We start from the raw sequence: 19,013 nt of genomic DNA on the forward strand, positions 1-19,013 counted from the left end.
GTCAGGAAGGATTTTTTTGTTTTGCTCCCCTAATTTCATATTTTTCTAGGCCTCATTGAATAGTACACGGAATTTTCAACGATTCCCATTTTATAAACTGGACAATTTAGCAATTTTCCGATTCTGACTAATTCTTTCACGTATTCAGCAGCACAATTCATGCCTATAAATATTTTTTTGACATGTAAGCCAGTTGATGACAAAGGTACTGTTTTCCCGGGTTTCTCTTCTTCATCGTTAAAATCGAAAACCCTGTATTCATGTTCATATTTCCATTCTGAACTTTTCGTGCAAAAAGTGAGAAATAAAATTCGGTAATAATGCCAAAAATCCGAACCAGGTTCTTTTCTCTGCTCATAACCATCTAAAAAAGCCTGACACAACTTGGTGACAATTGTTGCCGAGATTAATCTTTGATTAGAATAACGAACCGGAAAGATTTGATTCTTATCAGATATTCCATACTCAATGCAAAATCCTTGGTGATTATTAGCGTAATGGGCCCATAAAGGAATTCTTTTTCGAATTCCATTGCTAAAGCAACAGACCAATATATTTCTTGAAAGCTGGTTGATTATTTTCTCGCATAATTTGACATCCCAACCGGCTTTTTCAATACGTTTTAGGTCTAGGGTCAACGCTTTTAATTCAAATGGGTCATTTAATTTCTTAGGTGTGGATGTCCATATATTTTGGTTTTCCAGACTATTCAATCTGAGCTTATTTTCTTCGGAAAATTTTGAATGAGTGTCGTCATATAATGGAAAATACTTGTAGATTTTATCGGGTACCGATTCGTTCTTTATTCTGATAGTTTCATCCCAATTGTTATTATTTAAGGCATTGACAAATTCAATTCCCCACGCTTTAGCATTCATGTTTCATCCTTTTTTGAATTACGGCGTAATTATTCTCAATTTGCGATTATTACTCGTCCTGTGGGTCTGGTTGTTTATCCCGGTAGAATAAACACAAGTATGGTTCTCCTTAAGGCTTTACTCCACAAGTCACTGTGTGTACACTAGCACCTAATAACTGGTAGATAGAAGATGAATTACTTCTCCTGCAACTACCTACACCTTACACCTTCAAAAAACCGTTTTCAAATGCGCCGGGAAACTCGAAACGCATTTGGCCCTGTTCACAAGCACCCATTTGAGTCGCTATTAACCTTTAGGATGCTAAGCTCACAATTAATGAATTTGACATTTTATCTCCCCCTTTATTTTTCAGTTTCGGCTATTTTTACCATATCCAACCCGCCGCCCTGTCGTTGGACCTCAAATCGTCTATCCCTTCGTAGACAATCCACCCCGATAGTGATTCTGAATGGATAGAGCTCGGGTAAATGTACTAGGTCATCAAAGGGGATGGCATCGGATGGATGTGCTTGAAGAGCACAAGATAATAGCCAGCTTTGTAGATTTTCGGAGGAAGCAAAATTGTGCAGAAGGATTCGATAATTTTGTTTTTGTTCTGTATGTGCCAATATCCCCCAATTTGTCAGAGATGCAATGATGCGCTCAACAGATCGATCCAACGCCCCTAAGTGACCATATTCGCCTGCAATTCTGTCTTTGATCATTTTCCGGGTAATGATTTCTTCAGTACGGCTGATCTGACCAATGGCGGCTACACATTTCCTGAAGAAAGGATAGCAAACCAGGGTCAATCCATAATGGAGCCAGAGGCGTTCACCTGATGACGATAAAGTTGGAAACAACGCAAGCGCTTCCTGATGGATGCGAGGTGCTGTCTTCCCAGTTTTTACCCAAATTGCTGAAAGGACATCAATGGTTTTTCGCTGGGCATCAATGCCGGTAACGGTTCCTGAAATTGTGTTTGCTAAACGTTGTCGGATCCCTAAAGGGTCCATCTTTTGAACAACCAAAGATGCGGTCACATCCAACCAATCCAGTAATATCGTGCGGCTAAATCCAATACCTTTATCCATTATTTTCTCTCTTTTGTAATTTGAATAAATGGAACAATTACTTCATCAATGGAAATACCACCGTGGGTTACAACTACCTCCCCGGCAGTCGCAAACGCCTCGCGCTTTGCCGGCATTAACGCTGACATCTGTTCCAGTAAAAGGCCATCATTATCCCACAAAATAGTGCTTGCAAAGGCGTCTTGAACTCTCATAGCAGCCAGTCGATCCAAATAAATTCGAGCGCGTTTTCCACGTGTTTGTGCTAGCAAGCCTTCCGATGACTGACCGAAGCCAGTTGCTTCAACATGCCCATGATCGCTGGCAATAAATACGGAGAAATCGTGATCTAAATACCAATCAAGTTGACTTTCTATAACTAAAGAATTTTGCTCATGCGCAGGATCCAGCCATAATCGCAGTGAAGATTGCTGATCCGCTGCGCCGAGTGTGGCATTATGGGCTAATTTATCCAAAGTATCATCAATTAAGCACCAAAAATTCACCCTGGGATCTTGTAGCTCTGGTTGTTGGTCGATCTGTCGATCATAATAAAGGGGAAGCAGCTTGCATGTATCCTCACTGAAACCTTCGCGGGACCAGAAGAGTTCCCAGGCACGGGACTCGGGAACATTATGTTCAATTTCTCCAGCAAAATCAGCGGGACGGAGACCAGATATCAAGGCGTATCTCGAAATAGATGTGATGGTTGGAATTTGGGCAAGCAGGGTTTCTGTCTTGATCCTCCAATCGGCATGCCGTTTGGTCCAAACAGGAGAAATCACCCGCCAATCAGCCAATGAAAGACAATCCATGACAAGGAGCACTACTTTGCTCAGATTTCCGAGATTGTGAAGATAAGCCAAATAGTGCGGAATGTGGTTCACATGGTGAGGAGCGGGCAAACGCTGTACACCCAGCGCAGTATAGTTTTTCTGAAGCCAGTTTGTGAATAAAAGATCAGCGTTTGAAATAGAGTTCTGGAAAGTTGTTTTTTGGTGCGGTTGAATCACAAGACCCGCTTGAGCCATGAGGCTGCAAGTCTCAGCCCAATCCTGGGCAAAATTCTGCCAGGTATTCCAACCTATTTGATCAACTTTCATGACTGTCAATTGGTTCTCAATATTTTCCAACAATGTCTTCAGCCGTTGAAGGCGAACATCTATCATGGTGATGCCGGGTTGAGCCCATCTTGGCAATTCTTTTTGGTTATTTATTTTTACTGGCTGGAGGGTTCCCTGTCGAACAAGACTGGGTACTAAATCTTGCAATTGTGGATCACGAGAGAAAGGAATGAAATAACCAGCTGGAGTTTCTTTGATCTGTTTACCTGAAAGAGATTGGTCAATGGATAGCTGCCACTGATGTTGGACAAAATCCTGGAAAGTATGAGAATCCCTGATGAGAAGATCGATATTCCATTCCCGATATTCAGGAATTTCCCTTACCCGCTCTACCAGGTTGGTTCGTAAAAGTTCTGGGAGAGGTGATTGTCGGTGATGATAGTCATTTATCCAGGCAATCAAAGAGGATGGTTGAGAAAGCGAACCAGGATCAGCGTTGAAAACCTCTTGTAAAAGATAGTTAATGGTTTTTTGCCGGCTCAATGGTTGGACCGGCTGCAGGCGTGATTCAAGTATTTCAATTTGATCAGGGCTAAGCATTTGCAGCACCGGATACGCCAGGTTAGGGAAATACTGGTGCAAAGAAAGGTTGATACGATACGCGCCTTGATAAAGATCGTACGGCAGGTCTTCCAGTTGGCCTGTGGTGGTCAAGATGATTGGGTGATCTGTTGTAAAGGGTCGTGCTTCTTCCATACGATGGCGCAAGAGCGCCGGGTCAGTTTCCTGGATGACCTGAAACCCACGCTGGGTAAGTTCTGCCATCAGCGTTTCACCTGCCATCAAGCGGTCAGGATCGCTTACCAGGGTGAGGGGATGGATATGAGAAGGAAAGTAATTTCTAAGGGAAGCTATCATTAATTTATTTGTTTTGGATTAATGCATTTTTATCAATCAACGTGATGCCAGAAATTTCTAGCACACGACCCACTACTAATCCATACACCTCTAAATTGCCACCTCTGTTTTCTATGTTCCCTGATACCATGCCGTGAACAATAGCTTTGGCATTTTTTTCAACGATTAGGTTTTTTCCACATAATCCATGTAGAAAAAGTGAAACACCTGATAAGACCGTAATCGTTCCAGTTACCATTCCATGAATTTCAGCATCATCATTGAGACTTAAATCTCCGTTTATTTTTCCATTGATATTTCTCATCTTTCCTCGCATTATCTCTTGAATAAAAATTAGCTGAAAAATACATTAACTGGTCATGTTTATCATTCAGCTTACCTTAGGAAAACCAATGTGTTACATTAAGCCCCCATCCTTTTTAAAAACTTTTTCAAAACTTTTATAAGGCTTTGTTGAAAAAAAGGCCGATCCTTTTCTTCTATTAGTGTTCGTTGTATTCTCAAAGATTCTTCATCGGGAGATTCCACCAGAAGAGAATTAAAACCTTTCACACTTTTAAATTCTTTCACAAATGCATCAAGATCATTATGGATCGAGGATAAATGTTCCTCGATGCTCTTTCCTGGGACTGTTGCCTGTTTGAGATAAGATAAGTCAGTTTCAATACTTTCTGAAAACTTTTGATGACTTACCGAGTAATAAGAAATTGTGTAATCGAATTTGGTAGGTTTACCTTCTGCAAGTATTGTGAAACCATTATTGACTAATTGGCGATAAATCTGGCCGGGAACAATGAAACTAATCGGTTTTGAAAACAGTGAGACCTCTCCTAAAGGTCTTTTCGCATAATCAAGAGGCGCATTACCAAACTTGACCGTTACATCTACGGCAGGTGAATTGCCAAAGTTTTGGATGGTGAAATAGATCACACCGCTATTGCCAGAATCAAAAAAACCTTGGATGTAAGGACGTTCATTGTTCTCGCGTTGTTTCTGGGCTTCAACGGCAGATAATAGATTAGCAATCGCACTTATCGCTGCTAGAAAAGCCGAAATTGAGGCGATGCCGATCGCGATATTCTCTTTAGAGGATGTGCCAGTCGAGATTAGCCAGATCAGTAGAATTCCTACTCCGATGATCAGGATAGAAATGACAATAACGCTTCTCTGCCCTAACCAAGAAAGGAGCCCTTTGATTTTTTTCATTCCTCATCCCCTTTCATTTCCTACTTCTTCCTCAACAACGCGCTGTCATAGTACATCAGAAGATCGGGATCTTCGCGCAACACGTCTTCAGGTAACCGTTCGGCCACCGTGACGATGGTTTCGTAGTCCTGACGCTTGAAGCAATCGGCAAAGCCAGCACGCACCGCTTCACTGCGGAATACTTTCAGTCGACCACTGCTCTCGGTATATTCCTTGAATTCCTTCAGCAAGGCGCGCTGACGTACTTTTTCCAGGTCAGTGGCTTTGTTGTGATCCGGAACATACCACTTGCCTTCCGCGTCTTGCAGGAAGTTTTGCTTCAGGAGCTCGATCAGCTCCAGCGGCTGCTCGTGTTTGGCACGGTTCATCACACGGTTGAAATCATTGGTCAGGTCGCCCTGGGTCTTTGGTTCGCCGCCTGAATCTGGGTCAAGCTGCTGACGTAGCCAGGTGATGGCTGTCTTTTCATCATTGACGAACAGGGTGAGTTGTACTGGTTTTTTCGCATTGAGCATTGTGCGGTCGTACTCGGCTACTTGGTCAGGTAGGAAAAACATACCGTCGCGGCGGGTAAAGCGTTGCTCCAGCCCGGCGTAGAATTCAGGGGAAGAGAGCGGCACCATCACCCCGCGCTGGATGTGGAAGGCCACCATGCGATCAAACAACAGGAAAGCCTGGCGTTCCGCGTTGATAATGGCTGTGCCATTAGATCCGTTGACCACTGGCAACTTGCCCAGGTGGTAGCGCACAAATTCCCATGCGCCGTCCTCTGTTCCGGCTTTTAATCGGAAGTTTTCTTCCAAATTACCATTGGGTTTGTAGGCGGAGATGATCAAATCCTGTTTGACCGCTGCGGTTGTGTTGGCTTGTTTGAAGGTTTCTTGCTGTTTATCCAAGACACGTACATCGGCAATCACAAACCCAGCACGCTGCAAAGCCTCCTGGATGGCATTCCATACCGAGTTTTGTGAATTATGAAATTCAATCGTCATCCAGCGCCCGGGCTTTAATACTCGTAAGAATTCATCGAAACATTTTTGAATCAAACCCTGATATTCTACCAATCCTTTATGCTGCTCTTTGCTCATAATGGCTTCTGAGCGGTTATTGGTAAACACACGAAGCCAGGCTTCCCAAAGAAAGTTTAATTCTGAGTACATAAGATTCCCGCCAAAAGGCGGATCAACAAAAATATAATCTAGATAATTACTCTTAGAATGATTTTCAGAACTCGATTGAGTTGTGAGAATTATTGGATTATTCTCAATTTTCCTAATTCGTTCATCAAAAAGCTTTCCAAGTTTTCTTTGTAAAAAAGTGAAAGCGTTTGTTTCCCTTATTGTCGACCCAACATATAGGGTGCCAGATAGTTTGCTAGGTAACCCTGAAATTCTTTCGCGATTCAATTTTGAACTTCCTTCTGTCACACCGGTAGAAGCCCATATTTCAGCATCACGAAGATGGAGTAGGTTTTGATATTTCTTTACACAACCAATAAATATACTTATGGTCAACAAATTGCGACGAGTATAATAATGATGAACGTGAGTCAAACCTATAGCGTCATTTCTTCTGCTTTCCGATCCTTCAGGCATTCGATCCTTAGGAATTGAATATGAGATTTCACTATCTTCAATTTTGTTAATTAGCTCTAGGTCAAACAAATCTGGTTTTTTTTCAAAACGTTTTTTACCAATACTGTAGTTGATTAATACGGGTACTTGTTTAATTTGGCGAATGGTTTGCTTGAGCTCGCGGTCAAAACGTGTTTCCTGGCCACGCTCTGCCTTAAGTGCACTACTATCCCTTTTGGAACTTTTGGCTAATAAAGTTTCGCAACCTGGGCAATTCCACGTGTCGTGTATCTCTTCATTTACCTGATCTATAGCAATGTCCCAAAAAACAATTTCCTTACCGCAGTTTGGGCAAACGAAAACATCCGACCAGATGGTGTAGTTAATCCTGCCTTTTACTCTATTGGGGTCATCGCAATTTGGATGCCAGGTCTCGTACATCCATCCGCATTCCTGCTCCACCTCACGCAAAATTTGTCTGGCTTCGCGCTCGAAGGCGGCAGCATCCACCGGGGTGTTGTAATTGTAGGCAATAAAGGTGGCAGCCGGCGAAAGGTCGTTCAACACTGCCTTGCGCGCTCCCAGGCGCGAAATGGCTTTTTCCCCCTCCCAAACCACACCTTGGTTATCCACACGGTAGCCAAGCGATTCGACTTCTTTCTTATTTCCGCACAACTGCGCTGCCACACCGGTCATGCCCGTGCCGCAAAAACCGTCAAAAACGATATCGCCTGGGTCGGTGTAATGGAGAATGTAACGCATGATGGCTTTATGCGGTACCTTGGTGTGGTAGGAATGGGCGTTGTAGATCGGGTCATTCTTGCCTTCAGAGACATCCGCAGCAAAAGGTTCACGCTGGTATTTTTCTTCCTTCAACCCGAGTTTCTGCCGGATCTCCTCCCGCTCCTGCTGCCACTGATCGATGATCTCCGGCAGGAAGGGATTGGGGCAGGCGGTGTAATAGGGCGGGTCCGACAGCGCCAGAATGTCCTCATCCGTACCAATCGGGAAGCCCTCGGTGGCCCGGAAGGTGGGATCTTTGAGGTACTCGACCAGCCTGCGGCGGTATTCGTCGCGTTTTGCCTGCTCTTCAGGTGTCTCGGTTGAGTTTGTTTGGGGAATCAGTTCGGGTTGATGTTCGGTCATAGATTCACCTTATCGATTATTGAGATCCTTCATTAATTCCATCGCTATTTCAAATATCCTAATTCATGCAAAATCGCCCAGGCATAGGCCGGTCGGTCATCAGCAACCTGGTCGCGGTAGTCCTTCGGACCGTTGATTGCCACACCTGCCTGGAGTATGTGAACAGCTTTTTCCAGGTTTACGCGGCTGATGGTGTGCTCCTCTCCGGAACGAACGCGCACGGTTATTGTTTCTTCGGACGCTGCGACAACCTGAAAAGGTACTCTAGTTTTTGTCAGCAGAGTGGTCTTTCGGTCTGCAAGATTTTTGATTTCTTCCCAATTGAGTGTTATCATGGGGCAGTCTCCTTTCAGCAAGAACCATTTCTTCGGAATTGGGGTTTGAACTTTTTCATATAACGTTATATAATAATGTCAGAGCGGTATCGTAAAGCCTGGTGACCCCGGCCACTCGTAGAGTGTCCTAGCCTCCGTTGGAATGCGGCGGGAAATATTGAAATCAAGGCCCAGGGTGAGCCGCTCGTGAGATCCCCCAATGCGGGGGATTTTTCTTTAATGGTCACTTTGTCCAATCCCTTTCCTGAATTATTTCCTCAGCAATGATTTTTGAAGAGATCAATTCATAAAAACTGGCATTGTCGCGTTCATACTTCTGAAAAAAAGCCCATGCAACAGCATCTACTGCCTGCAATTCCTTGCGGCTGATGGAATTTTCTTGCTGGATCATGACCACTTTTTGAGGTAGATCCTGGATGGATTCTCGAATTTTTGATTCGAGTTCAAAACGATGGCGTTCATTGGTATAGCGACGATCCAAACAAATATTCACCCGTGGGCACTGCTCAACCAGCTTATATACCGTTTTTGAAACCGCTCGGCGGTATATTTCTTCCATTTCTGCGGGCGGTTTAACAATCACGCTTTGATCTACAATAGTTGCAAAAATCGATACATTCTCTTTGGCGATTTCAGTTAGTAAACGGGTAATTGCTTTTTCTTCGAAGTTCGCAGCTTTTATCTCACCACGGCTTAAACTTGGGCCGTATTTCTTCATAGCATGACGAATGGGCAATTCGATTTCTCGGGGTTGACCTGTACTTAAGAGAGCCACAACCAAAAAATGGGTGCCCCCAGGAATGCCAACCGTTCCTGATTCATCAATGAAGGCGAAATGCATTAAATCCGGCATCAATTATTGGTCCAGTGTCAGGCGAGTATTGCCAGCATCATGGCCACGCATTTGCTGGTCCAAAAATTGTTTGAAACGATTTTGCAATTCTTCACGCGTGCATGGCAGCCCCCCGGCTTTTAATGCTTGCATCAGCAAATCAACCGGTAAAGTTACCGCTTGTATCCCACGTAAAGCCTGGATAGCTGACGGAACAAAGTTCACCGGCAGGTTTTCTGCGTCATCGCCTTGCTGCAAGAAATCATCCACCGGTTTGCGTTCAGCTGGCGACATGGCTTCCAAGCTGTGTTGGGCGATATTACTGTTCAGGTTGTCGCGAAGCGCTTTGCGCCAATTCTTAAGCAGGTCGCTCAACTTGTCGTCCAGCAGGTGCACCAGGGCATCTGAATGGACTGCCGTGCGTAGTTGCGCTGGACGCAGATGACAGTAGGGACAGGTGGGTGAATCAGTCAACACACCTTCGTGGAACTCGCGGCACGAGACCAACCCGGTGAGCTGCTGCTTCCAGAATTCAAAATCACCACTTCGCGTCAACAACTCAATGGCGGATAGAGCACGCATGGAATCAAAACGCGCATCCCGATAGAGGCGCTGGCGCAAATCGTCTCCGCTGGCTGTGAGCACAGATTTGCGGTGCAGGTCACTGTAAATCTTGATATAGTCCTGTTTTAGCTTTGTCAATTCGCGCAGAACAGCCTGTTGATCAAAAGCTGCGTTGCCCTTCCCAAACCGCCGGATAGAGTCCAGTGTGTTTTTCTGAACTTGACGGGCATGTTGGGTCCATTCGTGATCTTCTGGTAAATTTGCCTGGGCTTCAGCCAGGTACGTGGTGTAAGGTTGGATTTGATTGACTGCATCTAAAAGTTGGCGCGCACGTTGAACGGTGAGCCGGTACTCCAAATTTTCCTGAATTTGCCCAGGGGTATAGCGCAGATTTCGCAATTTTCCGACAGTGGTGTATTTATTCAATTCTTCCAAAAATTGTTTATATCCGCGTAGGCCGGGTAAAAGATCCATGCTGGATAGAGAAAAATCTGGAGCATCGCTGCCTACCACAGTACCCTGTTCCACAACAAAGGTTAATCGATCGGTGAAGATCGGTGTGTTCCATAGTTGCGCACCCTGTTCCAACCGGTTTTGCAGTTGTACGACCATTTCTAATTCTGCATGTACCAGCCGCTGTAATTCAGTTACTGCATTTTCTCGTGTATTTTCATCCCGTACCAGGCCGGGCTGTAATCCTAATCCTTCGAAAATCATGCTCCATAGGTTGATGGGTAATGTACGTGGGCGTTTGTAGAACCGGAAGTTGATGATATCGGTCATTGAGCGGGTTAAGGCGCGTTCCAATGAGCCGGCATCCAATTCTTCGCGGCCGTCCAGGCTAAGAACAATATCGCCGTTATACACTAAAGCGGACAAAATTACAGAGATCCACTCCGGCTCAAGGTTATATTTGATATCTTTTTCCACTGGTTGGATTCCGCCAGCAACCTGATCAATCACTTCACCGCGATTGATCACCTGACCCTCAGGTTTGTCGTTGAGTAGCTTTAGGAAATGTCCTGTGTAGTGAGAGTCATAAGGCCGGATGTTGCCTTGTTCATCCAGGATACCTAATCCTTCCAAGACACCTGAACCCAAGTTGGAAGTACGCCCGCATAGACGGCGAATCGCTTCCATGGCACTGTTGGCGCGTGCGGTTTCGGTCACAGGTTGGCTCAATCTAGAGAACTTTGGATAATCAGGGTATCGGTCCTCAAATTCAGGCGAGAACAAGTGTGAGGAAACCAGGCGGATAAATTCCTCAACATTCTGACTGGCAGTGCTATGCATACGTGTTAGGACGGATTGAATAGGTTCATCCACACCTTGATAAATGATGTGCAGCTTCTCCACTAAATGGTCTTGCAGCCAGCGCATCAAATAGCGAAAATTGGTTTCAGCTTTGTTGGCGTATTCTGTTCGATATTCGGTAGATTCATTCGCCATAGATCGCGCGCCTGCATATAGGCGAATTTTCTCTTCAAATTCATGGTCCAAACCGGTAAGATAGAAGAGTACTTCATCTGGCAACTTTTGGTCATTGAAGGATCGATTCGGGAATGGCGGGAGGAAATAAATATAGAAATCTCGCGGCGGTTGAGCTGTAGTTCGTTCATCCGGTGGTCCGAAGAATAAATAACCAGGACGGGTTGCTTTATGGTTTGCCCATGGCAATTCATAGAACCAGATACTGTATCCTGTGAGATATGTAGAGTCGCTTAGATTGAGTGCTTGACGCAAGGCATCATAAAAATAGGTGTTAAGGTCTGACTTATCCATAAAGTCGCCGCGTTCATGGATTTTTTGATCAAAATCTACTGCCTTTTTCAAGTCCAGGTAATATTGACCATTTTCGGAATTATAGGATAAGAATTGACCTTGAACGGTCTTCATCATTTCTTTCAATGCAACCTGGACCTGATCCAACAAGAAGTCCGCATTATTTGTCTCCGCCGGCAAGCGTTGGAAAAGGCACAAACCGTCTCGTAGACTTTCTGCTGTCACACCAAGAGGCACAAACACATCGCTCGTGGCCAGCCGTTGCACACTCAACGCCCGAATGATTCGGATTGCCATCTCCTTAAGGTTGGGACGGGTATAGGCATTTTGGATCAATCCCTCCAGAATATTGCTTTTTTGAATCACGCGAGAGATATCATCAATGCTGCGTAAGCTGGGATCATCTTGGATCAATTTCCAATATTGATCATAAGAAATCAATCCAGGCTGGTCAGGTGGAACCTCTTGATCCAAAACGGATCGAATTGCAGTACTAAATGTTTTTAATACCTGACGTTTTTCAGCAATAGCCAAATTTTCAAACGTTTCTACATAAACTGGATGAATAGGGAAGAGGTCCACATATTCATCTAAACGATCAGCCATAGATTTGTATAGGGGCGCAAATTTCCGTAAATAGTTAGTAATCTTGGCTTTCTGTGCATCTGTCTTTTTGAGTAAGCGCTGAGAAACAACGAAAGTAATATCTTCGCGGGCAATATTGATTTGCTCAAAACGATCTTTAACACGGCGTAGCTGTTCTGCCACAAAACTAAATCGTGGATTTTCAAACAAAGTCTCTTGTAAGCCTCCCATAAACCGGAAAGGACAGGATGCGGCCACTTCACCTAATTCTCTTAAGAACCCCAAGTCGAGTATTAAAGCGCGCTGTTCGCGGGTGCGCAGATAATCCAACAATTCATCTACAACCAACAGAATTCCCATCCCGGGATATTTTTCCTGAAATGCAGCAACTGCTTGAATAATGACTGTTTTATTATTGTTTACTTGGTCAGCTGAAGGAAATATAAAAGATACACCCCAAGTATTGAGAGCGGACTGGAGTTCATCTAGCAAGATTTCTCGTAAACCTCTGGTCACACTGCCAATTTCTACACGGACAACTTTGAACTTGCCCGCAAAACTTCCTGATGCATCCTTTACCTTTTCATTGGTCAGTTGATCTTTTAGCTCAGCCCTTTCCGCAATTGCAGAAATGACAGACATTAAGTGGCTTTTACCGGTACCATAATTGCCAACTATTAAAACTCCCTTGTTATCTTGTGGCCGTTCAAATTGCAATTGGGGGAACGCCATATCGACCAGTTTATTCGCCATGGCGTCTGATATCACATATGTTTGCACAAGACTTTTCGCCGCAGGTTCTTTTTCTGCGTCGCGCAATTGGATGATAGATTCAATGGGTGTAAATTGGACGAGGTCTCTATACAGCATAGTTTATGCTCCTTGTGCAGCAGAGATAGGATAGATCGAGATTTTAGGTTGAATTAACAGTGATTCAGAAATTTTCCAGACTTCATAATGATGATGATCTGGAATAGCGTAGGTAAGTGTATCTTTAGAATATTCTCCTGGCCAGAGAATAATGACTTGTTTTATTCGAGCGACTTGACGGATCAAAGTGAAAAAATCAATTTTAAGCGAAGGATGAAAGAAGAGATCAGGGTGAGAACATAATACCGTTTTTTCTTTTAATTCTCTGAGAAGGTTCTTTAACCACTCTTCCGCAAAGAGTCCACGTTCGTTAGTTGGGATTGTCATCAATGCATTACCCAATTCCTTGCTTACATTGAGATGCATAACCCCAAAGGATTGAATTTTTTCTGAAATTTCATCCAGAATTTGAACTTGTGGATTTACCAAAACCAAACAATCATAAGGTTGTGCAAGCATTGATTCTAATGAATAGTTGGACAATTCCCCCTCCTTAAATATGTTCAATCAATGATAACACCTGCGTTCCACCATTCATGCTAAACGGTAGATTCTCGGTCCGAAACACTCGTGATTTTCTACCGTCCAGACACAAACGTTCTTCTCCCGAAGTAAAAGATCCTGTTTGACAAGCTTTGAAAATTAGCGAAGTTTCTTCTACCGATTTGTCTTTTGGAATAAATGGTGCACTATCACTTCCCATTGACCATTCGACTCGTAGCTTCATCGCTGGAAGGGAGCTTGAATCATCAAATAATCCTAATTGAGCATTCGATACTTCATTCTTTATTTCAGAAGGTTTATTCTTCAACTTCCATAGAACAACAGAATGATTTCCCCGGCTAGTTCTAGCAACCTGAACTAGCGCAGCTGATAGTGAGATCTCGCACTCACTTGAAATTATTCGGGCGCAATCAAAATTTGCACCATGCTGGTTTATTTGATTAGTCACGTATACAGGTGGCATTAATAAGTTTGCAGCTGTCCGATTACACAAATACTCTTTCATTGATTCAGTAAATCCCCCTGGTTTTTTCAACGTCCAACCATTGCCAATTTCTTTTTCATTGGGTAATGAGTTAAAAAGGAACTCGACTAATTCATGGGCTTGCGAGAACTTTTGCCGACTAGGTGGATCGTTCGAATTTATTACTACTATCCCATTGGTGGCATCTAATAATAGTCCCTGCTGACCTGGAAGTGGTTTTTGTATTGGTGTTGGAATTTGGAAACGCTTAAAAATAAGAGAAAGATCAACAGGGATAACATGATCCTGGCCTGATTCTTCCAGTAAGAAATCTGCATAGGCTAGTACATCTTGGGCAGAATTGATCTGCCCATGTTTATTAATGAACATCAGGCCTGGATCGATTACTTTCATGCAGTTTGATCCCCATTGATAAACTGACTAATGGCATCATATAAGGCTCGCCACTCGGCTACAGATTTAGGTTCTTTACCCCTCCTTGGAATATTTACTAATTTGTCAATCACTTCATAAGATAGATTGTCCTGAAGCGCTAATTCGCGTAGGGGGGGGGGAATCATAACGGTTGAAGGAGTTGAAGACTCACCAAGATCTGATGGGGATACACCCAAAGCGATTGCTAACTTATTGATAATTTTTATTGAAATACTCTCAGCCTCGCCTCGTTCTATTTGGGATACATAATTTCGTGAGATTTCAGCCATATCACCAAGCTGTTCCTGACTCCACCCCTTTTCTTTTCTCTTTGCCAAGACTTGACGACCAAGCTCCTTGGGATCCATTTCTCACCTCATATATAGAAAATAAGCAGAGCTTCATTTATTTAATTATAGATGCAAAGTTTATCCATGTCAACAAGAATGGTAAATTGACAACTAAAGCTTGCAAATATCTAAGAGGTATGCTATTATAAATGTGCAATGTAAACTAAATAGTGCAAAATAGGAGCAAATATGGCAGGAAAAAACCAACATGTTGTCCCCACGCCAAAGGGCAAATGGGGAGTTCGTGGTGAAGGTAACTCAAAAATAACAAAAGAGACCTCCACTCAAACACAAGCAATTGATATTGCTCGAGGTATAGCGAAGAATCAAGAATCAGAGGTGGTTATCCACAGGAAGGATGGAACGATAAGGGATAAAGATAGTTTTGGAAAGGATCCTTGTCCACCAGTGGATAAAAAGCATTGATATCCACCAAATAAACAATTTCCGATTTCAAACATAACCAAAGGAATATCCAATGACAACCTATCGTGTTATTTGCACGAACCAAGAGCCAGCATCTCAGCCACCACAACATGCCCATATCGTGGCTATCGGAGTAGGAAGTACCGCCGATCATTACTCTCAACGATTTTCGTTATCACAAGTGATCCAAATGATGCAAAATGGGGACCGATTCTACACTTTAGGCCCTCGAAGTGGAAAGACCGCTTGGGTTGAAAAATACTACTGCACCTATTGCCGACAATATCACATAAAGTCAGCGGCTGATGCAGTAGAGGACAACAACCTTGATAGTCTGCCGTATTGTCAAATATAAAGGAGGAAGTCGAGAAACTGAAGATTTAATAATTCAACAAAATATTGTCAAAAAAGGGGAGCGTCGCTTCCCTTTTTTTCTATTTGAAAACCTAGAAATGATTACAAACAACCATTGTCCTCCGGGTCGCGAGAAAACTACTACTTGACCCTGTCATGAAAAGTCGCTATCATACGTCTAATAACTCGTAACCAAAGATCCTCCGGCCTCTTCAGAAGAGCGTCCCTCAGGCCAGGCTAAAATGCGGAGCCTGAGTGAAAAACATTCCGAAACCAGGAATATCTCTCATAACCCGGAGGTCAGTGGTTCGAATCCACTCCCCGCTACTAGAGAGAACCAGAGTACATAGTACTCTGGTTTTTCGTTAACCCGGCGTACTGCGGGTAAATTTATCTCAGAATCGGAGGATTTTTCAATGAACCGCAGTAGGCTTAGCTCGTCAAAAAGACCGGATTTCCATCCCCATTTCCAAGGCGATCATCCAAAATACTTAACTCTTCGTTATTCGAACCTTAATTATGGGAGTTGAAATGGGAGCGTGGGTGATCCACCTCCAGAGTTCCTTGCCAACCCCGGCTATCAAGCGACCAAAAGACAGGAAGTTCACGATCAGTCCATTCCTGCGATCCGTGGCTGACGAAGCCATCCAAACCACTTTTCGGGCAGGCACTTCTGGCAGATTTCCCCAGAAACGGATGACAGTATTCAACGGCAGCACTTTCTTTTCAAACCCGACGATGGCATCCACCTGAGTTAGCATTTCTGTGATCACCAGCCCTGGATTAAAGGCCATCACTTCAATACCCGTCCCAGCATATTCCCTGGCAAGAGCCTGGGTGAAATTCTTGACCCAAGCCTTACTGGATGCATATGCATTCTGATAAGGCATCGGCCCAGAATCTCCGCGGCCAAGCAGGTTGATCAGCTTTCCAGAGCCTTGAGCTAAAAACTGCCGCATGGCCACATAGGAACCATGGTAAACACCTATGATATTTGTGTCCACTACTTTTTTAATCCGTTCCGGCGAGATGGACATGGTTGATCCATATGGAGCGCCAATTCCTGCATTGTTGACCCAAATATCCAGGTGACCAAAGGTTGAAACAGCCCTCTGTGCCAACCCCTCCACATCCTCAATTCTTGCTGTATCGCAGATGAAGCCTTCAGCCTGGTATCCCTGATTCTTCAACTCAGCGACGGCTGAATTGAGGGTATCTGCCGTTCGGGCCGCCAGAACAATGCTGGCTCCCTGCTCTGCAAACGCTTTGGCAATAGCAAAACCTAACCCTCTGCTTGAACCGGTAATAACGGCTGTCTTTCCTTCAAGTAATTTCATTAACCTTTTCCTAATTCGAATGATATAACTTCTGTTTTCCAAAGGATGGTATAGGTGATGATGGCTGCGGCCATGTTACGATCCCTTTTTAGCCCTTCTGGATGCCTTTCATGTACATACTGATAATGAGCTCAATCTTGTCAGCCGAAAGTGCAGAAAGACCAAAATGGTTGGGATACATGTAGGGATACAGTAAACCCAACAATCCCCAGATGGCAATATTCGTATCCATTTCGCGAAATTCACCGTCTTCTATGCCAGTTTGGATCATTGTGCTCAGCTTTCCGGTGAATTGGTTGTAGTATGACTCGTCAAATATCTGCCTTGAAGCAATACTTAATTGTGTGAATTCCTGTGTTCCGAGACGGATGACTGCACGCTGCTCCGTGGGTTGAGTCAAAACGTATTTCATGAACAAGCTTAATTTTTCATAACTGGTGACCGGCTGGTTGTTGATCGTGTCGATCATTCTGCCGATCTCTTCAAGGCCGTTTTTCAACACGGCGGAAAAAAGTTCCTCCTTGTTTTTAAAGTGATAGTACAAGGCAGGTTTTGAGACACCCACCTTCTCAGCAATCTCACGCATCGATAGACCGCGATAGCCGTGTTCGATGAAAAGGCTTTTTGCCTTTTCAATGATTGTGTTTCGCATGCTAGATTCTTCAACAACCATTTTCGACCTTTTTTATGATTCTGCCTGAGTGTCCAGTTGATTGTTTTGCACAGTAAGCAACTCATGCTGCCTGTTCTTCAACCCAAGGGCCAAAACGATCATGATCACTGCCATGAAACCCACCACACGATAGGCTCCGCCATAACCAGCTACACCACCGCCCTTTGATGCAGCAACTGCACCAATCAGCGCGCTGCTGGCCAATTGGCCAATACTGGTGAACAGCGAAATAAGCCCCTGAGCAGAAGTGCGATCCCTGGCAGTGGTTTCATTCAACATAATGTATCTCATGGGCGCACCCAACAGCGACGAAAGACCGAAGCCAATCACCACTCCCGAAAGAATGAATCCCCAAAGCGTCTCTGAGATGGCACTTGTGCTCAACAACATCATCCCGACCGCCAGCAAGAGCGTACCAGAAATCACCATAACCTTGGATCCGAACCGATCCATCAAACGGCCTACTAAAGGAGAACCAACAGACATGGCCAAGACCACCGGAAGTATCATATAACTTGAAGTATGTGAATTGATGATCCCTGGCAAAGCTGCCACTGCAAGTGCTGGCATGAACGATAAACCGGATTCGCCAAGGCCTGCACCAGCTGATAAAAAGCTTGAAAGCCTGATCTGTCGGCTGTGGAATAGACTCATGTTGACAATTGGATCACTGGCTTTCCGTTCGATGGTTGGAAATACCAACATCAAGACCAACCCGAGTAACAAGAACGGCAACACCCGCACGGAAACAAGACTGCTAAAGAAATGCTGGGTGTCGATTTGGTTGAGGGCGTAGGTTAATGAAGCCAGGAGCACACTCAATATGAGCAGCCCATTCCAATCAAAACGCAACTGTGAACCTGAACCCTTTGAGGGCAGCAGCCGCCAACCCATCACAATGACCACCAGCGCAATGGGCAGGTTTATGATAAACAACCATTGCCAGGTGGTGATCGATAAGATAACCCCACCCAGTACTGGACCGACAAGGAAAGCCAGGCCGAACACAGCCCCGATCAACCCCAGCGCCCTTCCGCGATTTTCAGGCGGAAAAGTATCGCCGATGACAGCGCTGGCCACCGGAAAAATGCCCCCCGCGCCAAAACCCTGCAAGGCTCGTCCGGCCAGCATTACAGCAAACGACTTCTGCGGAGACAATGCGACCACGATGGAGCCCAGGACAAACAGCACTACGTCCAGAATGTATATGAAACGCCGGCTGAATTTATCAGACAACTTAGCCATCAACGGTGTGCCGATCAGGTTAAACAGAACATAGATGGTGAAGGTCCAGGCTAGGATGCGTTCGCCGACGCCGAAATATTTTTGGATGGATGGCAGGGCGGGAGCCACAATGGCAATATCCAACGCGCCCATAAGAACACCCAGGAATAACACCAATAAGATCTTGTTGCGAGACTTGTCATTCACAATAATCAATCTCCTCTTACTTACCGGTCGGTAAGTAAATGGATTATAACCAGCAAAAATGTCAGTGTCAATGGGTTTTTGTAAGAGTTGGATTAGAAAATGAAAGGGATGAAAAAGGCCCTGTTTACAATTTGAAAGTCGTTATTTACGAAACTGGCCTGCCCCCAGCGACAATACGCGCCTGGAGCGCCGGTCTGGGCTGTTCAAACCGCACCGCCCACCAGGGCAGGT

At 44.5% G+C, this 19,013-nt stretch carries 17 protein-coding genes; 2 read left to right on the plus strand and 15 right to left on the minus strand.

Annotated features, from left to right (window positions below):
- Window positions 1-35: 35 nt before the first annotated feature.
- The 12 genes from LARV_RS06515 to LARV_RS06565 form a co-directional block, all read right to left on the minus strand.
- The gene (locus LARV_RS06515; protein ID WP_075072877.1) at window positions 36-878 is read right to left on the minus strand and encodes a DUF2971 domain-containing protein; all 843 of its coding nucleotides are present in this window, start codon (window positions 876-878) and stop codon (window positions 36-38) included.
- Window positions 879-1,222: 344 nt separating this feature from the next.
- On the minus strand, window positions 1,223-1,954 hold the full coding sequence (locus LARV_RS06520; RefSeq protein ID WP_075072878.1) for a hypothetical protein: 732 nt from the start codon (window positions 1,952-1,954) through the stop codon (window positions 1,223-1,225).
- Window positions 1,954-3,915 carry a BREX-3 system phosphatase PglZ gene (gene pglZ / locus LARV_RS06525; RefSeq protein WP_083522374.1) on the minus strand — a complete coding sequence of 654 codons (1,962 nt, stop codon included), beginning with the start codon at window positions 3,913-3,915 and terminating at the stop codon, window positions 1,954-1,956. Before pglZ ends, LARV_RS06520 begins: the two co-directional genes overlap by 1 nt.
- 4 nt (window positions 3,916-3,919) lie before the next feature.
- On the minus strand, window positions 3,920-4,219 hold the full coding sequence (locus LARV_RS20135; protein ID WP_152031731.1) for a bactofilin family protein: 300 nt from the start codon (window positions 4,217-4,219) through the stop codon (window positions 3,920-3,922).
- A 98-nt stretch (window positions 4,220-4,317) separates the two neighbouring features.
- A complete protein-coding gene (locus LARV_RS06530; protein ID WP_075072880.1) occupies window positions 4,318-5,121 on the minus strand; it encodes a hypothetical protein in 804 nt (267 codons plus the stop codon).
- A 20-nt stretch (window positions 5,122-5,141) separates the two neighbouring features.
- Window positions 5,142-7,841, minus strand: coding sequence for a DNA methyltransferase (locus LARV_RS06535; RefSeq protein WP_083522375.1), 2,700 nt, complete (start codon window positions 7,839-7,841; stop codon window positions 5,142-5,144).
- Window positions 7,842-7,885: 44 nt separating this feature from the next.
- Window positions 7,886-8,176 (minus strand): hypothetical protein, encoded by a 291-nt coding sequence (locus LARV_RS06540; protein WP_075072881.1) that lies wholly within the window; start codon window positions 8,174-8,176, stop codon window positions 7,886-7,888.
- A gap of 223 nt (window positions 8,177-8,399) precedes the next feature.
- Complete coding sequence (locus tag LARV_RS06545) at window positions 8,400-9,029, minus strand: DUF3800 domain-containing protein (RefSeq protein WP_152031732.1); 630 nt, start codon at window positions 9,027-9,029, stop codon at window positions 8,400-8,402.
- Window positions 9,030-9,032: 3 nt separating this feature from the next.
- Entirely contained in the window at window positions 9,033-12,809 is a 3,777-nt protein-coding gene (locus tag LARV_RS06550) for a DUF6079 family protein (protein WP_075072883.1), read from the minus strand.
- 3 nt (window positions 12,810-12,812) lie between these two features.
- Window positions 12,813-13,292, minus strand: coding sequence for a BREX-3 system P-loop-containing protein BrxF (gene brxF / locus LARV_RS06555; protein ID WP_152031733.1), 480 nt, complete (start codon window positions 13,290-13,292; stop codon window positions 12,813-12,815).
- A 10-nt stretch (window positions 13,293-13,302) separates the two neighbouring features.
- Window positions 13,303-14,190 (minus strand): ImmA/IrrE family metallo-endopeptidase, encoded by an 888-nt coding sequence (locus tag LARV_RS06560; RefSeq protein WP_075072885.1) that lies wholly within the window; start codon window positions 14,188-14,190, stop codon window positions 13,303-13,305.
- The gene (locus LARV_RS06565; protein ID WP_075072886.1) at window positions 14,187-14,579 is read right to left on the minus strand and encodes a helix-turn-helix domain-containing protein; all 393 of its coding nucleotides are present in this window, start codon (window positions 14,577-14,579) and stop codon (window positions 14,187-14,189) included. The genes LARV_RS06560 and LARV_RS06565 overlap by 4 nt, the downstream gene beginning before the upstream one ends.
- 171 nt (window positions 14,580-14,750) lie before the next feature.
- Between LARV_RS06565 and LARV_RS06570 the strand changes: the two genes are divergently transcribed.
- On the plus strand, window positions 14,751-14,987 hold the full coding sequence (locus LARV_RS06570; RefSeq protein WP_075072887.1) for a DUF2188 domain-containing protein: 237 nt from the start codon (window positions 14,751-14,753) through the stop codon (window positions 14,985-14,987).
- Between the two features lie 52 nt (window positions 14,988-15,039).
- Window positions 15,040-15,342 (plus strand): DUF3892 domain-containing protein, encoded by a 303-nt coding sequence (locus LARV_RS20925; protein ID WP_075072888.1) that lies wholly within the window; start codon window positions 15,040-15,042, stop codon window positions 15,340-15,342.
- 490 nt (window positions 15,343-15,832) lie between these two features.
- Here the strand turns inward: LARV_RS20925 and LARV_RS06580 are convergent, their stop codons facing one another.
- From LARV_RS06580 to LARV_RS06590, 3 genes are all read right to left on the minus strand, one after another.
- A complete protein-coding gene (locus LARV_RS06580; RefSeq protein ID WP_075072889.1) occupies window positions 15,833-16,678 on the minus strand; it encodes an SDR family NAD(P)-dependent oxidoreductase in 846 nt (281 codons plus the stop codon).
- 88 nt (window positions 16,679-16,766) lie between these two features.
- A complete protein-coding gene (locus tag LARV_RS06585; RefSeq protein ID WP_075072890.1) occupies window positions 16,767-17,330 on the minus strand; it encodes a TetR/AcrR family transcriptional regulator in 564 nt (187 codons plus the stop codon).
- A 33-nt stretch (window positions 17,331-17,363) separates the two neighbouring features.
- The gene (locus LARV_RS06590) at window positions 17,364-18,782 is read right to left on the minus strand and encodes an MFS transporter (RefSeq protein ID WP_075072891.1); all 1,419 of its coding nucleotides are present in this window, start codon (window positions 18,780-18,782) and stop codon (window positions 17,364-17,366) included.
- Window positions 18,783-19,013: the final 231 nt, after the last annotated feature.

Origin of the sequence: Longilinea arvoryzae (genome assembly GCF_001050235.1) — a bacterium.
Classification (GTDB): Bacteria; Chloroflexota; Anaerolineae; order Anaerolineales; family Anaerolineaceae; genus Longilinea; species Longilinea arvoryzae.

Coding starts and splice junctions, on each gene's coding strand:
- LARV_RS06515 (WP_075072877.1), bottom strand. CDS start 878: ATGAATGCTAAAGCGTGGGGAATTGAATTTGTCAATGCCTTAAATAAT.
- LARV_RS06520 (WP_075072878.1), bottom strand. CDS start 1,954: ATGGATAAAGGTATTGGATTTAGCCGCACGATATTACTGGATTGGTTG.
- pglZ (WP_083522374.1), bottom strand. CDS start 3,915: ATGATAGCTTCCCTTAGAAATTACTTTCCTTCTCATATCCATCCCCTC.
- LARV_RS20135 (WP_152031731.1), bottom strand. CDS start 4,219: ATGAGAAATATCAATGGAAAAATAAACGGAGATTTAAGTCTCAATGAT.
- LARV_RS06530 (WP_075072880.1), bottom strand. CDS start 5,121: ATGAAAAAAATCAAAGGGCTCCTTTCTTGGTTAGGGCAGAGAAGCGTT.
- LARV_RS06535 (WP_083522375.1), bottom strand. CDS start 7,841: ATGACCGAACATCAACCCGAACTGATTCCCCAAACAAACTCAACCGAG.
- LARV_RS06540 (WP_075072881.1), bottom strand. CDS start 8,176: ATGATAACACTCAATTGGGAAGAAATCAAAAATCTTGCAGACCGAAAG.
- LARV_RS06545 (WP_152031732.1), bottom strand. CDS start 9,029: ATGCCGGATTTAATGCATTTCGCCTTCATTGATGAATCAGGAACGGTT.
- LARV_RS06550 (WP_075072883.1), bottom strand. CDS start 12,809: ATGCTGTATAGAGACCTCGTCCAATTTACACCCATTGAATCTATCATC.
- LARV_RS06560 (WP_075072885.1), bottom strand. CDS start 14,190: ATGAAAGTAATCGATCCAGGCCTGATGTTCATTAATAAACATGGGCAG.
- LARV_RS06565 (WP_075072886.1), bottom strand. CDS start 14,579: ATGGATCCCAAGGAGCTTGGTCGTCAAGTCTTGGCAAAGAGAAAAGAA.
- LARV_RS06570 (WP_075072887.1), top strand. CDS start 14,751: ATGGCAGGAAAAAACCAACATGTTGTCCCCACGCCAAAGGGCAAATGG.
- LARV_RS20925 (WP_075072888.1), top strand. CDS start 15,040: ATGACAACCTATCGTGTTATTTGCACGAACCAAGAGCCAGCATCTCAG.
- LARV_RS06580 (WP_075072889.1), bottom strand. CDS start 16,678: ATGAAATTACTTGAAGGAAAGACAGCCGTTATTACCGGTTCAAGCAGA.
- LARV_RS06585 (WP_075072890.1), bottom strand. CDS start 17,330: ATGCGAAACACAATCATTGAAAAGGCAAAAAGCCTTTTCATCGAACAC.